This window comes from Pedobacter sp. Leaf176 (assembly GCF_001424305.1).
In the GTDB taxonomy this organism is placed as follows: domain Bacteria; phylum Bacteroidota; class Bacteroidia; order Sphingobacteriales; family Sphingobacteriaceae; genus Pedobacter.
In genome coordinates, this window is record NZ_LMPD01000006.1 from 235,730 (window position 1) to 260,736 (window position 25,007).

Annotated in this window: 25 protein-coding genes; 14 read left to right on the plus strand and 11 right to left on the minus strand. The window is 36.0% G+C overall.

Annotated features, from left to right (window positions below):
* Window positions 1-3: 3 nt before the first annotated feature.
* The 6 genes from ASF92_RS17090 to gatB all read right to left on the minus strand — a co-directional run bounded on the left by ASF92_RS17090 (window position 4) and on the right by gatB (window position 6,587).
* Window positions 4-1,794, minus strand: coding sequence for a chloride channel protein (locus ASF92_RS17090; RefSeq protein WP_056096034.1), 1,791 nt, complete (start codon window positions 1,792-1,794; stop codon window positions 4-6).
* Between the two features lie 25 nt (window positions 1,795-1,819).
* A complete protein-coding gene (locus tag ASF92_RS17095) occupies window positions 1,820-2,542 on the minus strand; it encodes an RluA family pseudouridine synthase (RefSeq protein WP_056096037.1) in 723 nt (240 codons plus the stop codon).
* A 130-nt stretch (window positions 2,543-2,672) separates the two neighbouring features.
* Entirely contained in the window at window positions 2,673-3,110 is a 438-nt protein-coding gene (locus tag ASF92_RS17100) for a phage tail protein (RefSeq protein WP_056096039.1), read from the minus strand.
* Window positions 3,111-3,224: 114 nt separating this feature from the next.
* Window positions 3,225-3,914, minus strand: coding sequence for a response regulator transcription factor (locus ASF92_RS17105; protein WP_056096042.1), 690 nt, complete (start codon window positions 3,912-3,914; stop codon window positions 3,225-3,227).
* Between the two features lie 103 nt (window positions 3,915-4,017).
* On the minus strand, window positions 4,018-5,130 hold the full coding sequence (locus ASF92_RS17110; protein ID WP_056096045.1) for a TlpA disulfide reductase family protein: 1,113 nt from the start codon (window positions 5,128-5,130) through the stop codon (window positions 4,018-4,020).
* A complete protein-coding gene (gene gatB / locus ASF92_RS17115) occupies window positions 5,130-6,587 on the minus strand; it encodes an Asp-tRNA(Asn)/Glu-tRNA(Gln) amidotransferase subunit GatB (protein ID WP_056096048.1) in 1,458 nt (485 codons plus the stop codon). The genes ASF92_RS17110 and gatB overlap by 1 nt, the downstream gene beginning before the upstream one ends.
* A gap of 141 nt (window positions 6,588-6,728) precedes the next feature.
* On the opposite strand from gatB, the gene ASF92_RS17120 reads away from it, so the two are divergent.
* Both ASF92_RS17120 and ASF92_RS17125 read left to right on the plus strand, forming a co-directional pair.
* Window positions 6,729-7,313 carry a hypothetical protein gene (locus ASF92_RS17120; protein WP_056096051.1) on the plus strand — a complete coding sequence of 195 codons (585 nt, stop codon included), beginning with the start codon at window positions 6,729-6,731 and terminating at the stop codon, window positions 7,311-7,313.
* 114 nt (window positions 7,314-7,427) lie between these two features.
* A complete protein-coding gene (locus tag ASF92_RS17125; RefSeq protein ID WP_056096055.1) occupies window positions 7,428-7,931 on the plus strand; it encodes a hypothetical protein in 504 nt (167 codons plus the stop codon).
* Between the two features lie 25 nt (window positions 7,932-7,956).
* Here ASF92_RS17125 and ASF92_RS17130 read toward each other — a convergent pair whose 3' ends face one another.
* Both ASF92_RS17130 and ASF92_RS17135 read right to left on the minus strand, forming a co-directional pair.
* Entirely contained in the window at window positions 7,957-8,649 is a 693-nt protein-coding gene (locus ASF92_RS17130) for a lysoplasmalogenase (protein WP_056096058.1), read from the minus strand.
* A gap of 136 nt (window positions 8,650-8,785) precedes the next feature.
* A complete protein-coding gene (locus ASF92_RS17135) occupies window positions 8,786-9,472 on the minus strand; it encodes a DUF421 domain-containing protein (protein ID WP_056096062.1) in 687 nt (228 codons plus the stop codon).
* Window positions 9,473-9,602: 130 nt separating this feature from the next.
* Here ASF92_RS17135 and ASF92_RS17140 point away from each other — a divergent pair, with 130 nt between their 5' ends.
* The 5 genes from ASF92_RS17140 (at window position 9,603) to ASF92_RS17160 (ending at window position 13,268) form a co-directional block, all read left to right on the plus strand.
* Entirely contained in the window at window positions 9,603-9,965 is a 363-nt protein-coding gene (locus tag ASF92_RS17140; protein ID WP_056096065.1) for a PleD family two-component system response regulator, read from the plus strand.
* Window positions 9,966-9,976: 11 nt separating this feature from the next.
* A complete protein-coding gene (locus ASF92_RS17145; protein ID WP_056096067.1) occupies window positions 9,977-10,606 on the plus strand; it encodes a hypothetical protein in 630 nt (209 codons plus the stop codon).
* A gap of 252 nt (window positions 10,607-10,858) precedes the next feature.
* Entirely contained in the window at window positions 10,859-12,232 is a 1,374-nt protein-coding gene (locus ASF92_RS17150) for an exonuclease domain-containing protein (RefSeq protein ID WP_056096070.1), read from the plus strand.
* Window positions 12,233-12,397: 165 nt separating this feature from the next.
* A complete protein-coding gene (locus tag ASF92_RS17155) occupies window positions 12,398-12,814 on the plus strand; it encodes a VOC family protein (protein WP_056096073.1) in 417 nt (138 codons plus the stop codon).
* Between the two features lie 22 nt (window positions 12,815-12,836).
* Window positions 12,837-13,268, plus strand: coding sequence for an SRPBCC domain-containing protein (locus ASF92_RS17160; protein ID WP_056096076.1), 432 nt, complete (start codon window positions 12,837-12,839; stop codon window positions 13,266-13,268).
* Between the two features lie 106 nt (window positions 13,269-13,374).
* Here ASF92_RS17160 and bioA read toward each other — a convergent pair whose 3' ends face one another.
* The 3 genes from bioA to ASF92_RS17175 all read right to left on the minus strand — a co-directional run bounded on the left by bioA (window position 13,375) and on the right by ASF92_RS17175 (window position 16,191).
* A complete protein-coding gene (gene bioA / locus ASF92_RS17165; RefSeq protein WP_056096079.1) occupies window positions 13,375-14,640 on the minus strand; it encodes an adenosylmethionine--8-amino-7-oxononanoate transaminase in 1,266 nt (421 codons plus the stop codon).
* Window positions 14,641-14,762: 122 nt separating this feature from the next.
* Window positions 14,763-15,218 carry an NUDIX domain-containing protein gene (locus tag ASF92_RS17170; protein WP_056096082.1) on the minus strand — a complete coding sequence of 152 codons (456 nt, stop codon included), beginning with the start codon at window positions 15,216-15,218 and terminating at the stop codon, window positions 14,763-14,765.
* Complete coding sequence (locus tag ASF92_RS17175) at window positions 15,205-16,191, minus strand: cation diffusion facilitator family transporter (protein WP_082489601.1); 987 nt, start codon at window positions 16,189-16,191, stop codon at window positions 15,205-15,207. Before ASF92_RS17175 ends, ASF92_RS17170 begins: the two co-directional genes overlap by 14 nt.
* 111 nt (window positions 16,192-16,302) lie before the next feature.
* Between ASF92_RS17175 and ASF92_RS17180 the strand changes: the two genes are divergently transcribed.
* The 7 genes from ASF92_RS17180 to ASF92_RS17210 all read left to right on the plus strand — a co-directional run bounded on the left by ASF92_RS17180 (window position 16,303) and on the right by ASF92_RS17210 (window position 25,007).
* Window positions 16,303-17,499, plus strand: a complete 1,197-nt coding sequence (locus ASF92_RS17180) for a pyridoxal phosphate-dependent aminotransferase (protein ID WP_197413323.1) — start codon at window positions 16,303-16,305, stop codon at window positions 17,497-17,499.
* A gap of 191 nt (window positions 17,500-17,690) precedes the next feature.
* The gene (locus ASF92_RS17185; protein ID WP_056096086.1) at window positions 17,691-18,794 is read left to right on the plus strand and encodes an acyltransferase; all 1,104 of its coding nucleotides are present in this window, start codon (window positions 17,691-17,693) and stop codon (window positions 18,792-18,794) included.
* A 58-nt stretch (window positions 18,795-18,852) separates the two neighbouring features.
* Window positions 18,853-20,664, plus strand: coding sequence for an ABC transporter ATP-binding protein (locus tag ASF92_RS17190; RefSeq protein WP_056096089.1), 1,812 nt, complete (start codon window positions 18,853-18,855; stop codon window positions 20,662-20,664).
* A gap of 3 nt (window positions 20,665-20,667) precedes the next feature.
* The gene (locus ASF92_RS17195) at window positions 20,668-21,837 is read left to right on the plus strand and encodes a glycosyltransferase family 4 protein (RefSeq protein WP_056096092.1); all 1,170 of its coding nucleotides are present in this window, start codon (window positions 20,668-20,670) and stop codon (window positions 21,835-21,837) included.
* Window positions 21,838-21,846: 9 nt separating this feature from the next.
* Window positions 21,847-22,890, plus strand: a complete 1,044-nt coding sequence (locus ASF92_RS17200) for a hypothetical protein (protein WP_157263958.1) — start codon at window positions 21,847-21,849, stop codon at window positions 22,888-22,890.
* Complete coding sequence (locus tag ASF92_RS17205) at window positions 22,877-23,896, plus strand: UbiA family prenyltransferase (protein ID WP_056096097.1); 1,020 nt, start codon at window positions 22,877-22,879, stop codon at window positions 23,894-23,896. The genes ASF92_RS17200 and ASF92_RS17205 overlap by 14 nt, the downstream gene beginning before the upstream one ends.
* A gap of 4 nt (window positions 23,897-23,900) precedes the next feature.
* Complete coding sequence (locus ASF92_RS17210; RefSeq protein WP_231729850.1) at window positions 23,901-25,007, plus strand: glycosyltransferase family 2 protein; 1,107 nt, start codon at window positions 23,901-23,903, stop codon at window positions 25,005-25,007.

Here is a 25,007-nt window from a genome sequence, read left to right on the forward strand (position 1 = left end):
AAATTAGCCCATATAATCGTTTTGCCTCATTAGCAGCGCCCTGTATTTATTAAAGATGGCTGTTTTAGACACGAAGCCCTTATATTGGTTTTCGCTGTTAACTACAGGCAGGATCCAGGCATTTTCCTGTTCCATTTTTTCGAGGACCAATTTCAGATTATCGTTTTCGCTGATGGTGGCGGGTGCTTGCTGAACTAAATGCGAGGCTGTTAAAGAATCTTTTTTTTCATTCTTCATCATCTCGTTAAAAACTTCTTCAACATAGATTACGCCTTTAAAATCTCCCAGTTCATCGATTACAGAACATATATTTTTATGAGATTGAACAATTTCGCTCATCTTTAATGAGACCAAATCATTCATAAGCAAAGTTGGATAATTCTTTTCAGTAAGGTATTTCAACTTCATCTGACTTAAAACTGTTGTGTCCTTATCTTCATGTGAAAGTAGTTCACCTTTATCTGCAAGCGCTTTTGTATAAATTGAATGTTTTTGAGAACTTCTGTTCACCGCGTAGGAAATGGCAGTGGTAATCATTAAAGGAACCATCAAAATGTATCCTCCTGTGATTTCTGCAATCAGGAAAATGCCCGTTAATGGTGCATGCATGATCGCACCAAGAGCAGCAGCCATGCCGGCAACAATAAAATTAGATACGTTTAATTGCGCAACCCCTGAAAGATTAACTACGTAGGCAAAAATAAATCCTATCAGTCCGCCCATAATTAAACTTGGTGCAAAAGTACCTCCATTACCACCGGCGCCAAGTGTAACCAATGTGGCAATTGATTTCATGAAAATTGTAACTACGGTGAAGAGTATAACCAGCGCTGGAATGGTATTGTAATCTGAGAAAATACTGTTGTTGATCACGGCCAGATAGTCTCCTCTTAACAGACTTTTAATCGTGATATAACCTTCTCCATAAAGTGTTGGAAAAAGAAAAACCAATGCGCCAAGCATTAAGCCGCCAACAACGACCTTGGTGTAGGGATGTTTTATTTTGTAAAAAAATCCTTTTACAGCGTAATTGGCTTTAGTAAAATAGATTGAAAATAAGCCAATTAGCACCGCCAAGATAACATAATAAAACAGCGCATTTACTTTCCAACCTTCCGTAACTAAAAAGAACAGCTGTTGAGTATAAAAGAGTCTGGCAACAACGGCAGCGGTTGCGGCAGAGAGTAACAATGGAATAAATGCAGGTATTGTGAATTCTGGAAGTAATATTTCTATGGCAAACACAATGCCCGCAACCGGACTGTTAAATGCTCCTGCTATTCCCGCCGCCGCCCCGCATGCCACTAACATTGTGATCTCCCGGTAAGATAAACCCAAAAATCTACCAAGGTTCGAACCAATAGCAGAACCACTTGTTACGATCGGTGCTTCCAGTCCTGTTGAACCACCAAAGCCTACAGTAACAGCTGCTGTAATAATTTGTGAATAAATATTATGGGGCTCTACCCTGCTCGATTTTTTCGAAATCGCATACAGCAAGGGCGTTAATCCTGTTTCAAATTTACTTTTTCGAATAAAGTATTTGATGTATAAAACGGTTAGTAATATACCAACCATCGGAAAAAGCAAATACAGGTAATATTTATATTTCCATTGCCAGTCTGATTGGAGAAATTCTTCGATGTGGTGCGTTAAACTTTTTAACACCGCGGCTGCCAATCCGGCTAGAATACCAACAACAACAGCAAGTATGACTAAGAAATTACGGTTTGATATTTTTGATTTTCTGTATCGGTTAATCTTATCAAGGTAATTTACAAAGCGAATATACATGTTATTTTAATCTGGTAATTAAAGCTTAGGCGTCGAATTTATCTAAAAGCTTAATTAAAGTTGCAAAATCTTTTGGGTATGGGGCGTCAATCTTGATGTCTTTATCATCCAGCCCTTTAAAAACCAGGTGCCTCGCATGGAGCGCAAAACGTTTCATAATTGGCTGTTCCTCTTCACCTTTTGTCAGCTTATAACCTCGTTTAATTGATGAAAGAAAAACCGGTTTCCCCTTGTACATTTCATCACCCACAATAGCAGCTCGTTGGGTAGCCAAATGGATTCGGATTTGGTGCATACGACCTGTAATTGGCTTACATTCTACCAGAGTATAATGCTTGTAATATTTTAAGGAATCGAAAATCGTTTCAGCCCTCTTCCCCTCTGCCCTGTCAATGGTTACGTTTTTGTTTCCATCATTAAGAATTGGCAAATCGACCAAAAGTTCATCGAAAATTACATGGCCATCAACTACAGCATGATAAGTTTTGTTTACCTTTCTACGTTCGAATTGCATGGATGCATGGCGGTAAGCTTCCGGGTTTTTTGCGATAATTAACGCACCCGAAGTTTCTTTATCCAACCTATGACAAACCTGGGCGTCATCACTATATTGCTTAGCCAGACGTAATACATTGGTTTCGCCAGATCCACCTCTTTCATCAAGTGAGGCTAGAAATGGCGGTTTATTGATAACGATAAAATCGTTGTCTTCAAAAAGAATAAGGTCTATAAAATTAGGGTACTTCAAACTGTGCTGTTATTAATGAAGTACAAAAATACGGATTTATTTTTTTAACGTTAAGATTACACCGCTTTTATTGCTGCATTTCCTAAAACAATGATAACTCCCGGGCTCATGAGGTTGCCGTTAAATTCAATTAATTATTCTGAGAGATAACAGTTAAACCTTCATGTGTTAATTCGAGCGTTTCGAGCGCAATTTGGCTATCATCAGCGACTAAAACAGGACCAATATATTTTATAGGAAATGCGTTCTTTAATTTCCATGTGAATATAGGCGCATGTGTTTCATCCAAAAGATTGATCACAACATCTCTTGGCTGAATATCCCCATTTGATTTTGTGTTAATCCAATTGAAAAATTCATTGTCACCTTTCATTATTCCGCGTTTCAATATAATGTTTGAAAATTTACGAATACCGGGAATTTTTGCACCACTGTCAACAGCACTTGAACCATCTCTAACAGCTACGACCTCAATTTCAATGTTCAATCCAGAAACTTCTGCGAAGCCTACCCTTGTTCCTCCCCAATCGACCAAGAAGTGATATCTGTTAATTGAATTTTGCGCCATATTGTGTTATTTAATTATTTGATACAATATAAATACTTAATAGTTAAAGAACAAAAAAAGCCGCAGAATCTGATAAACAGAAAATCTGCGGCTTAATTCTCTATGATTGTATTTCTAAGAAAGTTCAAACTTATAACCAACACCTTTTACGGTTGATACATAAGTTTCACCTAATTTTTCGCGTAGCTTACGGATGTGAACGTCGATCGTTCTATTGGTTACGACAACCGAATCTTCCCAGATATTTTTCAGGATTGATTCGCGGGTATACACTTTACCGGGCTTAGAGGCCAGAAGATATAACAGCTCAAATTCCTTTTTAGCCAAAACCACTTTATTGCCACCTTGAAAAACGAGGTAAGCCTCGCGGTCGATAACCAAATCGCCGATTTCTAATTTGTTCTCTGATACTTCTTCAGTTCCGGAGTTCCGTCGTAAAATGGCATTTATGCGACTCACCAAAGCGCGTGGCTTAATTGGTTTCGCGATATAATCATCCGCGCCAACATTAAATCCTGCAATTTCAGAATACTCTTCGCTCCTGGCAGTTAAAAAAACCATGAACGTATTTTTGAATTCTGGAATGGCTCTCATTAACCGGCAAGCCTCAATTCCGTCCATCTTGGGCATCATAATATCCAGAATTATCAAATCCGGATGAACCTTTTTTGCTATGGTGATTCCTTCCTGACCATTAGAAGCCGTAAATACCTGATATCCCTCTTTTTTCAGGTTGTACTCAATCAATTCCAGAATATCTGGTTCATCATCAACAATTAATATTTTCTGACCTGTATTGTTCATAGTTAAATATTTGTTACGAAAGTACTGTCTCTGATGTAATTTTCAGTTAAGACTAAGTTAAGAAATTGTTAACGACTTAAATTAGTTTAACATTGAGTTTCTTTTAACGTAACGTTTTAGCCAGAAAGTTCTCCAGCTCATCCCCACGAAGGTTTTTGGCAACGATTTTACCGTTGGGGTCAATTAGGTACGAAGTAGGAATAGCCTGAACCTGGTATTTTTTAACTGTTTCTCCGTTGAAATCGTTCAGCTCTGACACATGTGTCCAGTTCAAACCGTCCGCTTTGATGGCGCCTAACCAGGCCGCCTTGTCCGTATCTAATGAGATTCCTAAAATGTCAAAATTCCTGGTTTTATATTTATCATAGACCTTAACAACATTTGGGTTTTCCTGTCGGCACGGCTGGCACCAGGATGCCCAGAAATCAACTAAAACATATTTTCCTTTGAAATCCGATAAGCTTACCGGTTTTGCATCTGCAGTATTTATTGTGAACGATGGTGCGATTTGCCCAACCTGAACGGTTTTTAATAATGCCATTTGTTTAACAAATGTATCTACAGTAGCATTTCCTTTAATTTCTTCTTTAACCTCATCAGCGAATTTTACCAATTCTGCTTCAAACTCCTGCGGGCTCAACGTATTCATTGCATAAAAACCTGCCAATGTTCCTTTGTTATCTTTAGCAAATCTGATAATTGAAGCATTCAGTTGATTCGTATATGATTCATATTTTGGTTTCAGTTCTTCCAGTACAGCAGCCCTGTTTTGAGGTTGTGTTGCTACTTTTGATTCAAAATCGGCCTGCAGTTGCTCCACTTGCTTGGCATAAGTATTTCTGAGTGCATTTAATTCCGATAACTTCTCCACTTCGTTAGCACCTGAAATTGTATAGGCCATTGTTTTATCTGATAAATCGGCTTCTAATTTGATTTCATCTCCGTTTTTGGCGATTAACATGAACTCATGATTACCGATTGATACGCGGAAAAAATCGACAGATGGCGTTTTACGGATAAATTTAAACGCCCCTTTCTCCGACAAATTTGTAGAATCAACAGGTACCATTTGGCTATTTTGCATTCCATACAGAAACACTTTCTTTTCTGTTCCGGGATTTTGGAAAGTTCCATCGATGGTAAAGCTATCTTTCGGTTTACAAGCTGTGAAAGCAATCGCAATTAAGGCGATAAGGCTCAGGTTTTTTAATTTCATTATTTTAATTTTTCAAGTATCAAATCATTTAATCTTTTGGCATCGGCTTTTCCTTTGGCTAACTTCATAACATCGCCAACAAACAAACCTAAAACGCCTTTTTTTCCTTTTTTATATGCTTCAACCTGTTGCGGGTATTTAGATAATACTTCATCAACAAAACGATCTAATTCGTCGCCATTCTCAGAAATTATTAAGTTTAACGATTGTGCTAAACCCGCAACATCTACATTTTCATGTTTCTCAACGGCGGGTAGTAATTGCTGAATGGCAATTTTTTGAGTGATTTTTTTATTGTCAACCAAGTTAATCGCAATTGCCAACTGCTCAGGTTTTACATTATATTCCGATATGGATATTGATTTTTCGCTCAAAACAGCCCTTATTGGTCCAATTAACCAATTGATCAAGGTTTTTTTGGTATTCACAATTGGCAAAGCCTGATTAAAGTAATTCAACAATTCCAGGTCTTCGGCAAAAAGCGCCGCATCAGCTTTACTAATCCCAAATTCAGACATCATTTTTTTTGAAATCTCGTTTGGTAAAGCAGGCATTGCCGCTTTAATTTCTGTCAGCCAATCGTTTGAAATAAAAACAGGTTGCAAATCCGGGTCAGCAAAATAACGGTAATCGTTAGCCTCTTCTTTAGTACGCATTGGTGAGGTTGTACCTTTGTCCGCATCAAAATTCAATGTACTCTGAATAATTCGACCACCATTCGATATAACATCCACCTGTCTGCCAAATTCAAAATCCATTGCTCTACGTACGTTACGCATTGAGTTTAGGTTTTTTACTTCGCAACGGGTACCAAATTCTGTAGAACCCATTGGGCGAATGGAGATATTTGCATCGCAACGCAAACTTCCCTCTTCCATGTTGCCATCGCTCACATTTAAATGCCGAACCAGCTTCCTAATCTCTGCTAATAAGGCTGATGCTTCCTCAGCACTACGGATATCAGGTTCGGTTACAATCTCAATTAAAGGTACACCGGCACGGTTTAAATCGACCAGGGAATAGTTATCATCCTGGTCGTGAATACTTTTACCCGCGTCTTCTTCCAGGTGAATTCTATTAATTCCGATTCTTTTTGCCGATCCATCAGCCAGTTCTACCTCTAAAAATCCATTTATACAAATTGGCTGATTATCCTGTGTGATTTGATATCCCTTTGGTAAATCAGCGTAGAAATAGTTTTTTCTGTCGAAATGGTTGATCTGGTTAATTGTACAGTTCAAGGCCAGCCCAATACGGATGGCTTTCGCAACAACTTCCTTATTTAGCTTAGGCAATGCACCAGGCAGAGCCAAAGAAACGGTTGAAATATTTTGATTAGGTAAAGCACCGAAAGATGCACTGTCAGCAGAGAATATTTTAGTGTTGGTATTAAGCTGGACGTGTATTTCAAGTCCTGAAACGAGTTCGTAATTGTTTTCGGATGTACCTAAACTCATATAAAATGATGCCTTTGAATGTATTGTGCTGGCAAATATAGTTAAAGAATGTTAAAAGAATTTGCTTCGGTTAAACTACTGTGTAACGGCTTTGTCTATTTCGATAATTAACACACACAGGAAACCTTAAATTAAAAAATTATGAAAAAGTTAGTATTATTTGCTGCAGTTCTGATGGTTTCACTACTTAGCATAAACTATGCAAAAGCGCAGGTTAGTTTAAACATAAATATCGGACAACAACCTGTTTGGGGACCAACGGGTTATGACCATGTAGATTATTATTATTTTCCAGACATCGACGCCTACTATTATGTTCCGACGGGACAATACATTTATTCGAATGGTGGTCGATGGATTTCGGTACGTAGTTTGCCGGCAAAATTTGGAAACTTTGACTTGTACCGCGCTTATAAGGTGGTTGTAAATGAGCCAAAACCATATTTAAGAAATAATGTTTATGTGGCAAAATTTAGCAAGTTTAAAAATTATGGCGGGCGCCAGACCATAATAAGAGATAGTCGCGACACAAAATATTATGTAGTTAAGGGACATCCCAACTATAATGTAAATAAAACGGTTGTTGTAAACAACAATAGGCCTGTTCGCAATCAAAATACGATAGTAAGGGTTAATCAAAAACCAAGGCCAACTCGAAACAACGGGAGTATAAATCCTGATAAAGTCGGAAATAATCATCTGGAAAAAGTAAAAGACCGCCATTAAATTCAATTTAGTTGTGTAAGGGAGTTCGAAAGGGCTCCCTTTTTTGTATTTCTTACAATAGAATGTTTGGCACAACGTTTGAATAATCGTTAACACACACAAAAACTATGGATTATGAAAAAGTTATTAATCATCTCTGCGATTGTAGGTATCGTGGCTCTAAACGGAAACCAATCTAGCGCTCAAGTAAGTTTAAACGTAAATATTGGTACACAACCCGCCTGGATTCCTGCTGGTTATCAAAATGTTAATTATTATTACCTTCCGGAGGTTCATTCTTACTACTATGTTCCACAAAGGCAATTTGTTTACCTGAATGGTAACCGCTGGACAAGATCCAGGTATTTGCCAGGCAGGTATAGAAATTATAATCTCAATCATGGAAGAAAAATTGTAATGTATGGAAATAGTCCCTACCGCAGTTACAATTCCCACAGAGTAAGATATGCAAATAACTATAACCATTATCGCCCGGCTTACGGTGGCGGAAACAGAATTAGGTACAATTCACCAAGAGGCCATTACAAACCGCAACGGGCCGATTACAGGAACCATGACAGACGCGTGAATTCCAGTTTGTTTTCACGGGGACATCGTGAAAAACATGGCAGACATTAAAAAAAGAGGCTTCAAGCCTCTTTTTTTATACTTCTGTTTTGGTGATGATTAATTTCCTTTCCACAGTTCCGTAAACAATCAAATATTGTGCTATCATGTAGGTTGATATAATCAACACATCTCCTTGGGGAATTTTATAGGCGAATTTATTCAGAGCCAGTGCACTATCTGATAATAAGAAAAACAGCGCGCCATATATAATAAGTTGATAACTAAAAACATTAACTTTTTTATACCGGTTTATGGCCATAATAGCCATAATGGTTATTATAATGGCATACGTCAGCACTGCAAACTGCATGCCCCCCAGAAATGGCTGGAGGTAAAAAAACAAACCAATGCAATATATAATCAGCGCACCGGCCAGCCATAAGAAAAATGGATTTTTAAGGTCCGGATTAGATTTATGATCGAGTATGAACGCCCGGATATAAAAAATGTGGCAAATTAAAAAAGCGGTAAGGCCGTAAATAAACATACCGGCATGGTTGTGTTCAAGCATTAGCAATACATCTCCTGCAAGCGCAAAAAGTAATCCTGTAAAGATGCGCTTATGAAAGCGCCCCTTTAAATTTGTAGTTGAATAAAGCCAAATCAAAAGCACAATTACAATTAAAGGCTTGGAAAAATCACGTAGCAGTGTGTCGCTATTACTTTGTGCGTAAAGCTGGACAATAAATACCACACTGAAAATAAATGAGAATAATTTGTTTTTCATTTTGGTCGCGTTTGCCTGGGGCAAATCAGATAACCAAAGTAAACAAATTATAGGTTTTGCAAAAGGTCCCACACAAATTGACAGTCTTCTATAGATTTTTGCTTTTCTGATAAATTCAATGCACCAATGAATTATACTAAGTTATGCGTTCCTCGTTTATGGCTTCTACCCATTTTACCTTTTCACATTTTGGACATATATGTTTATTCGTTGGTTCTATTTTTAAAGTGTTTCCACAAAACGAACAGGAATAAATTGCTGGGTACTTAATTTCTTTATGTTGCTTATCAAACAAATCCGGCAGGATTGGAAGACCGAACTTTATTTCTTCGTTTTTATAAAAAAATACACTAAGCTCGCCAGAAGTTTCAATTATCGTTAACTTAACCTGTCCTAAATGAGTAATGTTCTTTTGCCTGAGTTCCGCGAAAAATTCGTCTTGTGCTAAAGGTTCCTTTTTAAAATTTTCAATGGAAAACTCTCCCTCCCTAATTAAACAGGTCGAAGTACCTTCCACTACTTTAGCTATCGGAACGCTCTTGCCGACGAGAAAAGATGTCAATTTATATGCACTTACAACAACAGCAAAGACCAATATGGCTGAACCAATGCCTACCTCCTTATAAAACATTGGATCTCCTGCGGCAGAGCCCAGACTGATGATAACGACTAACTCAAAAATGGATAGTTGTTTGACCCCTCTTTTTCCCAGCAATCTTAAACTAACCAGAATTATAATGTACATAATAAGTGTACGGATTATAATTTCCGGGATAAATGTCCAGTTTTCATCTCCAAATATTATTTTTTCAAAATCGGGCATGTCCTTGATTGTTTTACTATTAAACTCAAATTGAGTCGCTTTGTTTAAGTGGCATCATAAAATGATCACATTAAAACATTATCAGTTGGATTTTGTATTAGCATAATAGCAAACTTAAAATAATTATAGAGTGAAGAGAGTACTTGTTGTAGATGATGATCCTGATATTTTGGAGGTATTTCAACTTGCATTGGAAGCTGAAAACTACACCGTTTTTCCGCTACTTTCACCAAGATATATTTTTAAAACCATTAGAGAATTTAATCCTGATTTAATAATTCTTGACATCATGCTTAACGGCATGGATGGAAGAGCCGTTTTTAAGCAACTTCGGTCAAATCCGGAAACTGAGCAAATTCCAGTAATTATGGCATCAGCCAGATACGATGAAAACTATATCATATCGCAAAAATATCACCCCGACGATTATCTGGAAAAACCATTTAATATGTCCGTAATGCTCCAAAAGGTAAATAGATTAACTGAAAACTAACAATACATTATATGAAATTAAGATTACTAATGCCTGTTACGGCCCTATTCCTGGCCCTTTCAGTTAATTCAATGGCCCAAACCGATCGTCCAGACAAATTATATTCTATGAGTGGAATTGGTTTTGCACTCCCGGTTGGAGAAAGTGCAGATTACTTAAAAGCTAAATTTTCCACTTCATTGGGATTAAACCTTGGTTTAGGAAATAGTGGCTTGTTTCTATATCCGAAATTGAGCTTACATGCTTTCCAATTCAATCAAATTACGCCAGACATGGGCTACAACTATACAATACAAAAAGGACGTGCAACAACCTATCTTATGAATGTTGCTTTAGGCTACCGTAAAATTGTCGAAAAATGGGTGTTTTATGGCTTTGCAGGAGCTGGAGGTGGTTTTATTCTAACCCCACAAGCCGGTGTAAATCCGCAAAACTTACAGGTAACTATGGATAATAAAACAAACAGTACGGGAATTATCGAAACAGGCGGAGGTATCGAATATAACATTGGCGGTGCTAACCTATTCGCTGAAGTAAGTTACATGTATGGTTTTAGTAAAATCCAGGACAGGATGTTTAATACCGTTCCAATCTCTATCGGCATAAAGCCAAATCTTAGTAAATTATTGAAAAAGCTTTAGAATCAGATAAGATAAGATAACGCCAAGCGGCAACCTAAATTTAGGTTGTCGCTTTTTTTTCTATTTAGTGAAAATGTTAAATTCATAATTCCTGTTATAAGTGACCAACACGAACAATCCTTCTTCCTAATTAACCTGATATGTTACTTAATTGCAACTTTATCATATTGTAGGAAAAAGATTTCAAGATTAATTCATTAAAATATTTTATTGCTAATTATTTTAGTATAGATTTGTGTAAAATATGCTTTAATGTTATATGCAGTTGTAGATATAGAAACCACAGGTGGGCATGCTTCGGCAAATGGGATTACGGAGGTAGCTATTAATATTCACGATGATGACAATGTTGTTGAAAGCTTTACCACGTTAATAAACCCTCAACAGGATGTGCCCATTTACATCACGGCACTTACAGGGATAGACAACGAAATGTTGAAAGACGCACCTTTGTTTGGAGATGTAGCCCTTCAGATTTATCAGCTTTTGAACAACAAAATCTTCGTTGCACACAATGTCAACTTTGACTACTCATTTCTTAAACACCACCTTGCTGCCGCAGGCTACGACTTACAATGCAGAAAACTTTGCACGGTAAGAATGAGCAGAAAAATTTTTCCGGGAAAAGTTTCTTATAGTTTGGGCAAGCTTTGTAATGCCCTTCAGATTCCATTGCAAAATCGGCATCGTGCAGCTGGAGACGCCGACGCAACGAGTTTACTTTTTAATCTTTTGCTTCAAAACGATGCTGAAAGTCTTGTTCCTGAAATGCTTAAAAAAACATCAAAAGAACAGGTATTGCCGCCAAACCTTAGCAAAGAATCAATCTTAAAACTGCCAAACCAGCCAGGTGTTTATTATTTCAAAGACAGTAAGGGCAAAATTGTTTACGTAGGTAAAGCCAAGGATTTAAAAAAACGCGTTATAAGCCATTTTACGGGTAATAAGCCTAATAGACAACGTCAGGATTTTTTGAAAACCATACATCATGTAGATTATGTAACCTGTGGCACTGAATTAATGGCTTTGATTCTGGAAGCAAATGAAATCAGGCGGCTCTGGCCGGAAAATAATCGTGCGATGAAACGCTACGAACATAAATATGATTTATATGTTTTTGAAGATCAAAATGGTTATTTAAGACTCGCAATAGATAAGCATAAAAAAAACAACAAAGCTTTACAAAGCTTCAATAATTTGCTGGAGGGTTACAACTTTCTCAATCAGATAATAGACAAATATCAACTTTGTTCAAGGCTCTGTTATCTACAAAAAGCAGCAACGAAATGTAATGCGCATGAAAAAGGGCAATGTTTCGGTGCCTGTAGTGGAATAGAAACCGTTGCCGTTTATAATAAACGTTTAAACGCTGCACTTGAAGATCTTCAAAATTTGCAGCCGAGCTTTGCACTTGTAGATGAAGGCAGAAAAGAGGAAGAATTGAGTTGCCTCGTCGTGGAAAAAGGAAAGTTTTATGGAATGGGCTATTTTACCGACAAGAATTACCTTGCAGACGGCCTTGCTCCTGTTAAGGAAAACCTTTCCGTTTATCAATCCAACAGCTATATTTTAAATTTAATTCTCAATTACGCAGAGCTGCATCCGCAAAAACTTTACAAGTTGTAAGGGTATAAATTATTTCAGAATAGATGTTAATGCCTTGACATATTTATACGATGGCAATCACGTCATAAAAATTTTGTCCGGAATACCCCTATAAATTTTCTTTATCAACGACATTCATTACAGTGAAGGTTATATATCTTTATCCAATTAAATATATATAACGTTATGACAAAATCAATCTGGATAAATCTTCCGGTTAATGATGTAAACAGATCTAGAGATTTTTTTACACAAATCGGTTTCACGCCAAATACGCAATACGGTTCAAATGATGATTCCGCGTCTTTTCTTGTTGGCGAAAGTAAACTGGTCATTATGCTTTTTAAAAAAGAGATGTATGAATCTTTTGCTGGCGGGACAGTATCAAATCCCATTTCCGGAACTGAAGTTTTATTTTCAATAGATGCTGAAAGCCCGGAAGAAGTTGATGATTTAGCAAAAAAAGTTATACTTGCTGGTGGTACAATTTATGGCGAACCAGGTTATAAAGATGGCTGGATGTATGGGTGTGGGTTTATTGATTTGGACGGACAACGGTGGAGTATACTTTACATGGATATGAGTAAGATGCCACTCGGGTGATAATCAGTGTAATATGCTAACAATGAGCAAAGCATTAATATTAGAATATTTGTACAATGTAGAGGCAGTAAAAATATGGACCGCCTTAACAGACAATAACGAGATTAAGAAATGGTTTTTCCAGTTGAAGGATTTTAAGCCAAAGATTGGTTATAAATTCGATTTTAGCGGCGGACCAGAACAAGGGCCTCATTATTTGCACTTATGTGAAATAACAGAACTTGTTGAAGGCCGAAAACTGGCTTATACATGGAGATATGATGGTTATCCCGGTAACTCGGAAGTTTGCTGGGAATTATTTGAAAAAGCAGGACAAACGCGGGTGGTTATAACGCATACAGGTTTGGAAACCTTTTCAGAAAATGGTGAAAATTTCAGTAAAGGTAGTTTTAAAGCTGGATGGACATATTTTTTAAGTAATGCATTGAAGAATTATTTGGCAAATAAGCAATAGTATTGGAACACTTATACCATGATTTTTGCCTCAGTAATTAATTTATTCTTCTTACAAACGTGATGGGTAGTACATAAATTCATTAAATCAAATACATTTAGTAAAATCAGATCTCATCTAAAGCTGATCTGATTGCGTCGTAAACATAATCCAGATCTTCGTCGCTAATTACATAAGGAGGCAAAATATAAATGATGTTGCCAAGCGGTCTTAAAATAATCCCTTTATCTAAAAAATAGGTATATAATATGTTACGCAAATTGCTCAGGTAAGATGTTTCACCAACTGTTACCCATTCAATCGCCAGAATTGTTCCGGTTTGGCGGCTTGTTTTAATTTTAGGATGTGTTTTGATTTCCTTTAGAAAACCGGCATGTCTGGCTTCGATTCGCTTAATGTTTTGAAGTGTTTCACTTTGTAACAAGATATCTAAGCTTGCCAAGGATGCAACGCATGCTATTGGATTGGCTGTAAACGAGTGTCCATGATATAGGGTTTTTAGCTTATCATCACTTAAAAACGCCTCAAATATCTCATTTGTGCAGGTGGTTATACCCAATGGCATTGTCCCACCAGTTAAACCTTTGCTTAAACAAAATATATCTGGTTTATTTTCCAACTTTTCGCAAGCAAAATAGGTACCCGTTCTGCCGAAACCCGTCATTACTTCATCTGCGATAGTGAGCACCTCCACTTCTTTACAAACAGCAAGCAGTTCGTCCAGATAGGTGGCTTCGTACATCAGCATGCCCCCGGAGCCTAAGATAAGCGGTTCAAAAATGAAACATGCCAATTCCGATTTCAGCTTTAGAATTTGAGCTTTGAGCCTTTCAATATTATCCTGATTTGGTAAATCGATGAACTCAACATCAAATAATAAATCATTAAACGCATTGGTAAAAATGCTTCGTCCACTTACCGACATGGCTCCGAAAGTATCGCCATGGTATGCGTTTTTGAAGGCCAGAATTTTAGTTTTCGGTTTGGCTCTATTATCCCAATATTGCAAACACATCTTTAAAGCAACTTCAACTGCAGTTGAGCCATTATCGGTATAAAACACTTTCGCCTGTTTTCCAGGAAGTAAAGGAAGTAATCGCTCTGCCAAGCGGATAGCGGGTTCGTGCGTAAAACCAGCAAAAATTACATGTTCCAATACTTTTAGCTGGGCTGAAACCTGCTCTGCAATGTAGGGATGCGCATGTCCGTGAATATTCACCCACCATGAAGAAATGGCGTCAATATACCGCCTTCCATTCTCGTCAAAAACATAAACCCCTTCTCCCCTCACAATTGGAATGTGAGGTAAGGCATTTTTCATTTGAGTGTAAGGGTGCCAGATTACCTTACTATCTCTCTCTATCAAACTCATGAAGCATCTACAATTTTTAAAACAGGTTAATACGGATTTTGAAGATTAGAAAAATAATGCAAATCGCTAAATAAATTGCAAATTAGCGTTCCTTTCAAACCAAGTCTGATATAATATAAAATTTATTTTCCACTAATTTTAAATTGCTGCTTTAATAGTTCTGCAACAGTTTTATCTGTTTTGAAAGTAATTTCGTCAATCGATAAATCCTGTATTTTCACCCAGCGAAATGCCTGAAGTACTTCGCCTAAGTCATCAAAATCGTATATTTTCTCTTTAAAGGACAATTCCAGCGGGGCTTTTTCTTTAACAAGATAATATACACTTATAACCTGGCTATCGTTGAATGATGATTTTTCAAAAAAATCAGTCGTGTAAAAATGAGATAAGACATCAATTTCAGCGTTACATTCCTCAATAAATTCTCTTTTCAGGCCATCAATTAAACCTTCACCAAACTCTAAACCGCCCCCTGGAAACTTGCTGAACCGAAATCCATATTCCTGTTCATCACTTACCAAAACCTCATCATATTCATTAATGAGCAGACCATAAACCCTTACATTAAAGTAGCTCATTTTCAAAATGCTTTTTATTCTTAATCACTATTTCCGGCGTCCAGATAATCTCCCTTTTAAAGGATTCAGCTCTTACAGGGCATTCTTTCATATGGCAGTAATGGCAGCATTCAGGTAAACACGGATCTGCATGTATAAAAAGTTCCGCTTTCCTAAAGCCATTTTTATTAATTAGTTCATCAATCTGAGAAATCTCCCGATGCACCTCGTTTAAGTCAAAGTAGTAAGGTAAAGTAACATGACAATCGATATGAAACTCCGGACCGTATTGTTGTGTACGAAGATTATGAACATCAATCCAGGGGTCGCGCCTGTTCTTTTGCAATACGTCAACGACCTCCTCTACAAGGGTGAAGTCACTTTCATCCATTAAGCCGCCAACTGAACCTCTGGTTAAAGTGTAACCCGAATAAACAATGTAGAAACCGACTAAAACAGATAATAAACTATCAAACCATATTATATTAGTAAGTTGAATTAAAATCAAGCCTATAACAATCGCAGCACTTGTGTAAGTGTCTGTCAGCAAATGTTTTCCATCTGCCTGTAGTGTAACAGAGTGCTCATCTTTTCCAACATTTATGAGGTATAAACCCACAATCATATTAACCAATCCCGTAATACCAATTATTAGAGTTCCTTCAAATAACTTACCGACCGCATGTGGATATATCAAATTATAAGAAGATTTAAATATGATAATTAGGCCGGCGAGTAGAATGAGTATGCCTTCCACAAATGCAGAAAAAAATTCAACTTTCCCATGGCCATATGGATGATTTTCATCCCGTGGTTGCGTACTTAAGTAAATACTGTAGAAAGCAAAACTACCTGCAATAACATTCACGATGCTTTCGGCTGCGTCAGTCAATATAGCATTAGAGCCCGTAATAAAATAGGCAATAAATTTAGCCAGCATTAATATAACACTTACTGCCAACGAAATTATAATTGCTCTCTTCTTAACCGACACAATGTTTTTTTTCCAAAAATACGCTTATGCAACAAATAAATAAGAAAAACTAGCTGATTTTTAGTGCAGAATAATATTTGGTTTATATATTTGCGCTCAAAGTATTTAACCATGAGCACCTTATCTAAAAGAATCAATAGTCTGTCCGAATCCGCAACGCTTAAAATGACCAAACTTGGTCGTGAATTAGCATCTAAAGGGGTTAATATCATAAGTTTAAGTGTTGGTGAGCCGGATTTTAACACACCGGATCATGTTAAAAATGCCGCAAAAAAAGCATTGGATGACAATTATACACGCTACTCTCCCGTACCCGGTTATCCTGATTTACGTCAGGCCATCGTTAACAAGCTTAAAACGGAGAACAATTTAGATTACGATATTTCTCAGATTGTCGTTTCTACAGGTGCAAAACAATCCTTATCGAACGTCATTTTAACTTTAATTGATCCGGATGATGAAGTAATCATTCCCACGCCTTATTGGGTTTCTTATTCAGAAATGGTTGTACTTGCTGAGGGAAAATCTGTTTTTATTGATACAGATATAGAAAGCAATTTCAAAATTACGCCAGAGCAACTTGAAGCAGCAATCACGCCAAAATCAAAGCTTTTCATGTTCTCCTCTCCTTGTAACCCAACCGGTTCGGTTTACAGTAAGGATGAACTTGCAGCATTGGTTAAAGTTTTTGAAAAATACCCTGATATTTATATCCTATCCGATGAAATCTATGAGCACATTAATTTTGTAGATAAACATGAATCTATCGCGCAATTTGAAAGTATAAAAGATAGGGTAATCATTGTAAATGGTTTTTCTAAAGCATTTGCAATGACCGGCTGGAGGCTAGGTTATATTGCCGCAAATAAAGAGATTGCGGCAGCAAATGATAAATTGCAGGGCCAAACAACTTCTGGAACTTGTTCAATTGCACAAAGAGCTGGTATTGTTGCTTACGAACAAGGTTTGGAGAGTGTTTTAGAAATGAAAGAATCTTTTCTTCGCCGTCGTGAGTTAGTTTACAATTTGTTAAATGAAATTCCAGGCGTTAAAACGAACCTTCCAGACGGTGCATTTTATTTTTTCCCTGAAATCAGTTCGTTTTTCGGTAAAAAAGATGCTGATGGAAATGTAATTAAGGATTCTTCAGACTTGGCTTTATATTTACTTAATGTGGGTCACGTTGCAACAGTTGGCGGCGATTCCTTTGGTAATAACAATTACATCCGTTTGTCGTACGCTGCATCAGATGAAAGTTTGGTTGAAGCTTTAAGAAGAATAAAAGAAGCTTTGGGTAAATTGAGTTAAATGTTTTTTCAAAAATCCTCTGCTTATTATTCAGCAGGGGATTTTTTGTTTGAGTCAAAGGTATACTGACTAAAATAGACTATATGAATATTTTAAAATAGATGATACTTTAAGTAAATAATATTCCAGAATCAAAATAAGGTATTATCTTTACCTGATATCAATCACTTCTACAAGTACAATTCTCTTTAATGACAGCAGGAGCAATCTCAAAGAAGAATAGATCTGGTTCTTTGGATCTATTAAGAATTATTGCCGTAATAGCAGTTTTTTTAGGCCATTATGCCGATTCATTCAATTATGTTTATAAAATTGTGCCAGAAAATTTAAAATATAGTCCTTTTGTTCGGTATTCCACAGCAGCATTAACTATTTTTTTTATGGTCAGCAGTTATGTAATAACAATGACTTCTCTTAAAAGAAATATACAGGATTTCGTTATTATTAGATTGGCAAGGATCTATCCTTTATTTTGGGTTAGCTGTGTTGTTGCATTCTTAATTTCAAGATTTTACAGTGCGCATTCATACCTCCCGATAGTATCTTTCAAAACGTTTTTGATGAATACAACCATGATGCCAACAGTCTTTGGTTTCGAATTACTCAATCCCGTTTTTCATACTTTAGTAATAGAACTCTGCTTTTATCTTTTTGTGCTTTTTATACTGATTTTTAAGGGGTGGAATAAAATCTTAACAATAATTACGATTTTTCTTAGTTTGTTTATATTAGGCCAGTTTTTTCAGGTAACAAAAGACGCATACTTTATTTTTACTCCGTTTATTGCTGGGATGTTATTTTATTTTATCAACACCAACAAATTCACGCAGTGGAAAGTATACACGCTTGCTGCCATTAATTTCTGTTTTGCGTTAAAAGGATCCATATTTCTAGCTGAAGATATCGACAGGTATTACAAAATACCACATTCGGCAAATCCATGGATAATGGCAGTAATTATGGCGGTTATTTATATTTCATTCCTTCTTATCGCTTTAAGAAAGATTAACATTCCAGGATATCCGTTCTTAAAAAAGCTTGGCGAGATTACATATCCGTTTTTCCTATTCCACATATTCTTCCTGGGAATTTACTGGTATTTCAGAAATACAATTCAAGCTGATTTGCTATTGTGGGGATTATTGATTTTTATTGGCTTTGTTTGTTGGGGTCTGAATGTATTAATAGAAAAACCGCTTTCAAAATTAATGAGCATTATCTTGGTGTGGTTATTTAATTTGTTAAGAAAAAAAGAAATCCCGGAAAAAAGTGAAAGTTTAACACATCAATTTTAATAGGTCGTTATACCTGAAATTATTGAAGTATAATCTTTAAATCTCCAAGCCTATTTCTATGATCAAATCGTTTACTTATAAAGTTCAAAAATTTAGTACTAATTTAAGTATTTTCAGACTTCTTAAACTTATCTGGGAAGGATCAAAACAATGGTCGGTAATTTCAATTTCCTTTATCGCAATTGAAAGCGGATTATTCTTTTCTTCTATCTATCTTCTGAAAATACTTATTGATACGATTTCCAGACATGGAATATCCGACATTAAAAATGAACCAGAAGTTATAAAATACATTATTTTGGCCACGATTTCGGCTATCCTCTATACTTCGATTAAAGCAATATCGAGTTATATAACCGAAAAACAGTCGGGAAAAGTTTCTGAATACATTGATGAAAAGATACATAACAGTGCTATAGGCCTTGATCTTTCTTTCTATGAAAGTCCGGGATATTTTGACATACTCAAAAGAGCTAGAGACATGGCAACCGAAAGACCTAATATAATTGTTTTTACTATGGTTGATATTGCAAAGAACCTTCTTAGCTTAATTTTAATTGCTTCAATGCTAGTTGCTATAGACTGGCGGCTTTTCCCAATATTAGCATTATTTGTATTACCAACATTATGGGTCAAAATTAATTTTGCAGATAGTCAAAACACCTTAAGACTGTCTCAAACCGCATTAGAGCGTAAATCAAACTATCTTAGTACGCTGCTAACCTCAGATTTGCACGCTAAAGAAATTAGAAGCTTTGGATTGGGAAATCATTTAAAAAAATTATATGTAGATATCCGGTTACTATTATTGTCAGGCAGGTTAAAAATAAGTAAGCAAAAAACCCATCAGGAATTGATTACCTCAACCGTCGCAACCCTAGGTTTTTTTGCTTGCGTGGCCTACATCGCTGTCGGCAGTATCCATGGCATTACCAGTGTTGGCGACATTACGCTATTTCTAGTTGCTTTTCCACAGGCATTTAATATTATGCAGGGCCTTTCCACGGGTATTTCAACGCTATATCATAATAATATTTTTGTAAAAAGCATTTTTGAGTTGTTTGATTTGAAGAGTAGCTTAAAAGAAAATGAAAGTCCACTGATAATACCTTCAGATAATGAAATTGATTTGGAATTGAAAAACGTCAGTTTTATTTATCCCCATGCAGAAAAAAATACGCTTACAAATATTAATTTAAAAATGCCGGCAGGTAAAATAGTGGCTGTAGTAGGCAGCAATGGTGCTGGAAAATCGACCTTAATTAAATTGCTTTGCAGGTTATATGATCCGACTTCAGGTTCTATCAATTTAAATAATAAAAATATTAAGTCATTCAAAATAGCCGAATATCAAAAACAAATTTGCGCAGTTTTTCAGGATTTTGGAAAATATAATGTTACGGCCGCTGAAAACATTAGGTTTGGAGATATCCATAATAATCGTACCCATGATGATATTGTAGAAGCAGCTAAAAATTCAGGTGCAGATTTATTCATTAACAACTTTCCTCAGCAATACAATACGACAATGGGTAGAATATTTGAAGATGGATACGAAGTAAGTATTGGACAATGGCAGAAACTAGCCATAGCAAGAGCATTTTTTAGTAACTCCAGATTCGTAATACTTGATGAGGCAACGAGTGCATTAGATGCAACCGCAGAGAAAGAACTGTTCGATTCGTTTAGAGATAGAATTGGAAACCGTGCAGCATTAATTATAAGCCACAGGCAATCTGCTGTTAAACACGCTGATTATATTTATGTACTTTCAAACGGCAGCATAGTAGAATCTGGTACACACCAAGAACTTACAGATTTAAAACGAACATATTATAATTTATTTCAAAGCGATTCAGGTAAAAAATAAACAATGCAAAAAATTTTAATCGTTAGTACTTGTGCCGAAGATTGGGGTGGAAGCGAAGAGTTGTGGGGAAGAAGTGTACCATTATTTCAAAAAGCTGGATTTGCTGTTTCCGTAGTAAAATATCAAATCAATAGAAAACACCCGTTATTCATCAAGTTGGCAAATAACAATGTAAAATTGTTTGACATTTTCCCCAAAAAATCCGTTCCTAAACGAATTGTTAATATAATTAAACTCTTTTCTGAAAAGATTGCCATTGGGCTAAGACTTGTTCCATATAAGTATGAGGAAGATTTCAGTAATTTCTTAAATATTATAAAAAAAGAATCACCATCAATAGTGATAATTTCCCAAGGGATCAATTTCGATGGTCTAAAACTCGCTTACCAATGCAAATTGTTAAGTGTTCCCTATATTACAATAGCACAGAAGGCAGTAGATTTTTATTGGCCTCAAACACAAGATAGGGAAATGATGCTGTCTGCATTGGAATATTCGAAAATGAACTATTTTGTCTCTAATCATAATTTGCGGCTTACAGAAGAACAATTTGGGAAAAGGTTAACCAATTCGAAGGTAATCTTTAATCCAGTTAAGCTTTCTGGCAATGTTATACCATACCCTAAAAATACAGATGTTTATAAGTTAGCATGCCTTGGCCGATTATTTGTACTAGATAAAGGTCAAGATTTATTGTTGAGAATTTTGTCCGAAGAAAAATGGAGAAATCGACCGGTTCACATATCCTTTATTGGTTCAGGCGTCGACAAAAACGCGTTGATTGATATGAAAAATCTGTTAAAAGTCGATAATGTCGATTTCGTGGGTCAACTGGAAGATATCGAAGCAATGTGGAAAGATTATCATGCACTTATTCTACCTTCACGAAGTGAGGGTTTACCTCTGTCTATGGTCGAAGCAATGTCTGCCGGGAGACTTGTAATAGTTTCAAACGCAGGTGGTAACACCGAAATTATAGATGAAGGTGTAAATGCTTTTTCAGGTTATCCTAATGAGGTTTCTTTTGCTGATGCTATGGAAAAAGCGTGGCAAAAAAGAGATCAATGGGAACAAATGGGTTTAAGTGGCGCAAAAACAGTCTCCAGGGTTGTCCCTAAATCTCCTGAAAGCGATTTTTCCAATATGATTATTGAACTTATTAAATCTAGTTAATATTACTACATGCTTACCAAAGGTATAGACGAATCCATTCATAGAGGTATTATTTACCTCCATCAGCATCAATTTCCAAATGGAGAGTTTTGTAACTACATAGGTTCTAAAGATGATTTAAAAGAATGCGTTCCACATAGCCATGTGTTTCCTACATCTCTTATATGTTTTTCTTTGTTACAAATGAAAAACATTCCTGAAGTTAAACAAATGCTTCAACTTTCGTCTGCTTTTTTACAGTTCCAGAGTATGAGGGCAGGCGTCTGGAATCAATTAACAAATTGGAGTAATGGTTTTAGCGTATATCCTTGTGATGTAGATAATACCTCTTGCGCATCCATAGTTTTAAAAGCTTTGGATAAAGAATATCCTGATAACAAAGAAATATTATTTGATAATAGGGCTAAAAATGGATTATTTTATACATGGTATACTCTAAGATTTAATAAAATTTTAAAAAAAGATTATTGGTTGATTATTTTAAGGGGTTTTCGAAACCCTTTTGGCGCCTATCGATACTGGACTACTAATGAGGCCACTCGACACGACATTGACGGGGTGGTAAATGCTAATGTATTATATTACCTTGGCTTAAGGGCTGAAACTCAACCGATAATACCTTATATCATTTCAATTATAGAGAAAAATGAGGAAGCAGAATGTGATTTATGGTATAGAAATCCATTAATTGTTTATTATTTTTTTGCGAGAAATTATTATAATGGTATTTACGGGCTCGAACCAATTAAAGACCCAATAATACAACGTATTTTATTGAAAGTTAATCAAAATGGATCAATAGGAGAATCGGCGCTAGAAACAGCTATGGCGATTATATCATTAATTTCTCTGGGAAATAAATCTGACATTATTAAAAAAGCAGCATCCTATTTAATTAATACACAAAATACCTATGGAGAATGGCCTCGATGGGCAATATATTATGATGGCCCTTCTAAAAAGCAAGTATGTGGTTCTGAGGAAATAACAACCGCGTTTTGTTTAGAGTCATTGGCAATGTATAAATCTGCATTTTTCAATGACAAAATTTAGTATAATAAGATCTCAGGAATGGTGGTCGCACAAATTACCACCACTTTTAGCGATTGCTTATGCTACGGCTTTGATGTCGCCTCTGCCCTTTTACCGCGTTGCGCTATGGACAGTATTTCTTTTGAGTTCGCTTGTTTTCGGTGCAATTTATGTTAGCGTAATTAATGATATATCCGATCTTGAGGAAGATGTTGCAAGTGGAAAAATCAATAGAATTCAACAAGTACCAGAAAAATATAGATGGTTTATACCTGCGTTCTGTTTGTTGACGGGTCTTATTTTTAGCTACTTTTTATATCCGGATTTATTATCATGCGCTCTTTATCTATCATCCTGGATTGTATTTAGCTTTTATTCTATAAAACCCGTAAGGTTAAAAAACCGAGGTATATTAGGTGTTTTAGCAGATGGTTGCGGATCTCATTTGTTTCCCAGTTTATTAATGGTAGCAAGTATGAGTTACATAACCAATCAAAAGATAGATTGGCTATGGTTTGCAGCTGTCGGTATATGGGCATTAACATATGGATTAAGAGGGATCTTATGGCATCAGTTCGCCGACAGAGTTAATGACATCAAAGTAAATTTAAATACGTACGCAAGTAAAATAGCACCGGACAAGTTTGAAACTAAAAGCAGGTTTTTGATAATTGCCGAACTTATAGCTTTATCCGTTATGCTGTTTAAAATAGCCCTGATAACACCGTTTATTTGTTTAGCATTATATCTTATTCTGCTTTGGTTGAGATACAAAATCAACAATACCCAAATCATTATAATACTAAAAAATAATGATAAACCATTTCAGATTTTAATGGCCGATTATTATCAAATGTTCTTCCCAATAGCACTGTTGCTGGCAGCCTGTATTTCTGATTACAATAATATTATAATTTTAGTTGCTCACATACTTCTGTTTCCTTATATATTATGGCTTGCTATTTTTGATTATTTCTATTTTAGCAAAGTGGTTCTATTCAAGATAAAACATTTGCTATTGAAATAATTAATTGCCGATTGAACTAATTACCCAAAAACAAAATATTTTTGAAGTTTCTTTATTAACTTTGTATTTAGATTTACTGCATACACTATTATATTTTATCGCGGTAAATCTAGCGCTAAAAATCTACCCCTTTTTAGAAAACTTAATGGTTCACAAAGAATTAGTAACTATAATTATCCCTACTTATAATAGGGAAAAAAGACTGCCGGATGCCATTGAAAGCGCAATAAATCAAACTTATAATAATATTCAAGTTATTGTAATTGACGATGGTTCTATCGATAAAAGTTCAGACGTCGTGAAAAAATATCCCCAGGTCGAATATTATCATAAAGAAAACGGCGGACAGGCATCTGCCAGAAATGCAGGATTAGCACATGCAAAAGGTACAATAATAGCGTCATTGGATTCAGACGATGTTTGGCACCCTGATTTTTTAGAAAAATGTGTCACCCAACTGGAATCGGAAAACCTTGATTTTGTTTTTGCGAATTGGGAACAGGAAAGCAGGATTGGTGATCCTTGGGATTTCCTCAGAAATGATCCTTTTCTAACCCCCTATTACGTTAAAGAAAAGGATAACTGGGTGATTTTGGAGTACCCAGAAGTTCGTGATCTTTATATAAAATCGTGCCCTTCTCCATCATCTTCTGTTGTTATTAGACGCTCGGCTATTTTAAAAGGCTGGGACGAAGAAATGAATATTGGTGACGACTGGTGTATGTACTTGGAACTGATTTTAAATAGAGAATGTCGTGCTGCGTTTACTTTACAACGTTTGTGGGACAAGCGTGTTGATGATATAAATGTCTACGATGGCAGAAAATGGAGTGAGGTGCTTGAATTTCTATACATTGCAGATGCCAAAAAGAAAATTATAAAATTCAAACATTTGCTTACCTCTAAAGAAAGAAAAATATTGGAGGAAAGGTATATGCATGGACTAGTCGAATTTGCCAAGCATAATTTAATTCGTGAACTGAATTTCAAGTATTCATTTCATTTGTTAATAAAATCTTTTGCTGTTAATATTCCATTTACATTAAAAGAAATTCCTAAGGTACTTATTAATAGTGCCAGGGGAAAAATGACAGTCCCACAAAAATTATAA

Excerpts from the sequence above, each read along its gene's own strand:
- ASF92_RS17180 (WP_197413323.1), top strand. The coding sequence starts at position 16,303 with ATGAGCACCTTATCTAAAAGAATCAATAGTCTGTCCGAATCCGCAACG.
- bioA (WP_056096079.1), bottom strand. The coding sequence starts at position 14,640 with ATGAGTTTGATAGAGAGAGATAGTAAGGTAATCTGGCACCCTTACACT.
- ASF92_RS17200 (WP_157263958.1), top strand. The coding sequence starts at position 21,847 with ATGCTTACCAAAGGTATAGACGAATCCATTCATAGAGGTATTATTTAC.
- ASF92_RS17135 (WP_056096062.1), bottom strand. The coding sequence starts at position 9,472 with ATGCCCGATTTTGAAAAAATAATATTTGGAGATGAAAACTGGACATTT.
- ASF92_RS17125 (WP_056096055.1), top strand. The coding sequence starts at position 7,428 with ATGAAAAAGTTATTAATCATCTCTGCGATTGTAGGTATCGTGGCTCTA.
- ASF92_RS17195 (WP_056096092.1), top strand. The coding sequence starts at position 20,668 with ATGCAAAAAATTTTAATCGTTAGTACTTGTGCCGAAGATTGGGGTGGA.
- ASF92_RS17170 (WP_056096082.1), bottom strand. The coding sequence starts at position 15,218 with ATGAGCTACTTTAATGTAAGGGTTTATGGTCTGCTCATTAATGAATAT.
- ASF92_RS17105 (WP_056096042.1), bottom strand. The coding sequence starts at position 3,914 with ATGAACAATACAGGTCAGAAAATATTAATTGTTGATGATGAACCAGAT.
- ASF92_RS17110 (WP_056096045.1), bottom strand. The coding sequence starts at position 5,130 with ATGAAATTAAAAAACCTGAGCCTTATCGCCTTAATTGCGATTGCTTTC.
- gatB (WP_056096048.1), bottom strand. The coding sequence starts at position 6,587 with ATGAGTTTAGGTACATCCGAAAACAATTACGAACTCGTTTCAGGACTT.
- ASF92_RS17150 (WP_056096070.1), top strand. The coding sequence starts at position 10,859 with ATGTTATATGCAGTTGTAGATATAGAAACCACAGGTGGGCATGCTTCG.
- ASF92_RS17185 (WP_056096086.1), top strand. The coding sequence starts at position 17,691 with ATGACAGCAGGAGCAATCTCAAAGAAGAATAGATCTGGTTCTTTGGAT.
- ASF92_RS17160 (WP_056096076.1), top strand. The coding sequence starts at position 12,837 with ATGAGCAAAGCATTAATATTAGAATATTTGTACAATGTAGAGGCAGTA.
- ASF92_RS17090 (WP_056096034.1), bottom strand. The coding sequence starts at position 1,794 with ATGTATATTCGCTTTGTAAATTACCTTGATAAGATTAACCGATACAGA.
- ASF92_RS17205 (WP_056096097.1), top strand. The coding sequence starts at position 22,877 with ATGACAAAATTTAGTATAATAAGATCTCAGGAATGGTGGTCGCACAAA.
- ASF92_RS17130 (WP_056096058.1), bottom strand. The coding sequence starts at position 8,649 with ATGAAAAACAAATTATTCTCATTTATTTTCAGTGTGGTATTTATTGTC.
- ASF92_RS17120 (WP_056096051.1), top strand. The coding sequence starts at position 6,729 with ATGAAAAAGTTAGTATTATTTGCTGCAGTTCTGATGGTTTCACTACTT.
- ASF92_RS17100 (WP_056096039.1), bottom strand. The coding sequence starts at position 3,110 with ATGGCGCAAAATTCAATTAACAGATATCACTTCTTGGTCGATTGGGGA.
- ASF92_RS17190 (WP_056096089.1), top strand. The coding sequence starts at position 18,853 with ATGATCAAATCGTTTACTTATAAAGTTCAAAAATTTAGTACTAATTTA.
- ASF92_RS17145 (WP_056096067.1), top strand. The coding sequence starts at position 9,977 with ATGAAATTAAGATTACTAATGCCTGTTACGGCCCTATTCCTGGCCCTT.
- ASF92_RS17155 (WP_056096073.1), top strand. The coding sequence starts at position 12,398 with ATGACAAAATCAATCTGGATAAATCTTCCGGTTAATGATGTAAACAGA.